Annotated in this window: 2 protein-coding genes; both read right to left on the bottom strand. The window is 43.2% G+C overall.

Annotation, left to right across the window (positions count from 1 at the left end; all coding sequences use genetic code 11):
* Positions 1–211 (bottom strand): hypothetical protein (locus Q8M88_RS04340; RefSeq protein ID WP_305595021.1); only part of this gene is annotated, 211 nt, incomplete at its 3' end.
* 18 nt (positions 212–229) lie between these two features.
* Positions 230–1,164 (bottom strand): Na+/H+ antiporter NhaC family protein (locus Q8M88_RS04335; protein WP_305595020.1); only part of this gene is annotated, 935 nt, incomplete at its 5' end.

The following is a 1,164-nucleotide window of genomic DNA, read 5'->3' as shown; positions in this document are numbered from 1 at the left end:
TATCTACGGCATCCAATTGCAGGGAAGCGCAATACTCCAAAAGCTGGTCCAGATTCATTTCATCTTTCATCAACGGTGAGTTAAAAGAATAGGCATTCAGACTTGTTTTCAGTTTTACCTTGTTTTGAGCCGATGCCGGATTCAGGGAAAGAATTAGAAAAAGGAAAAAGAATCCTGAAATTTTAAAAATTCGCAAAATACTTTTCTTCATGGATAAGGTTTTTACAGGTTAAATAAATAAGCTCATCAGCAGTACCGTAATAAGTCCAACTACTCCAACTACTGATTCCATAACAGTCCAGGTTTGGAAGGTCTGCTTTACACTGAGCCCAAAATACTCCTTAAACATCCAAAATCCTGAATCGTTGAAATGCGACCACATCACACTTCCGGCGCCGGTGGCCAGTACCATCAATTCGGGCGAAGCGCCGGCCTGTTGGGCCAATGGCAGCATGATGGGAGCTGTAGTGAGGGTTGCGACCGTTGCCGAACCAACCGCCAGCCTGAAAACAGATGCGATCAGGAAGGCCATTAGCAACGGGTTCATTTGGAAAGAATCGGAAATAGAACGGATGTATTCGATTACATGACTGTCTTTTAGAACTTGTGAGAATGCGCCTCCACCGGCAATTATCAGGACGATCATCGAGATGGCGCCAATCGATTTGGCCGAACTGTTCATAACATCGTCCATACCTCGCCCTTTTCGCAGTCCAAGCGTAAAAATTGCAACAATTACCGCCATGAAAAGCGCAATATTGGCATCGCTCATAAATTTGAACAAGGTGAGTATTCCGGAGAAAATTTTCACTGATTCAGGACTAAAACCCTTTTCAATAAAAATATGCTGATAAAATCCGGTGATATTTTCAATGCCCATTTTGGTAAGTTCTGCCTTTGCAGGTGGCGGACCAAAAGATAAATCAACTAATGCTCCGATCAGCATCAGGATAATTGGGGTAACAGCGCAAAGAATACTGATTCCCAATCCGGGCAGTTCGCTTTTTTCGAACTTCCTCTCAGTAAAAAGCCCTTCAGGTGGCGTAACATCAATTTTTTTAAAGAAGCGCGATAACCACACACCACCAATCAGGCAAGCTGGTATCATCGGGATTAGTCCGTACAGCAACACTTTGTTTACATCGGCTTCGTAAATAAACGATA

Origin of the sequence: Phenylobacterium sp., from assembly GCF_030693805.1 — a bacterium.
Classification (GTDB): Bacteria; Pseudomonadota; Alphaproteobacteria; order Caulobacterales; family Caulobacteraceae; genus Phenylobacterium.
The sequence above is the reverse complement of the archived record's forward strand: the minus strand, read 5'-3'. Positions and strand labels throughout refer to the sequence as shown.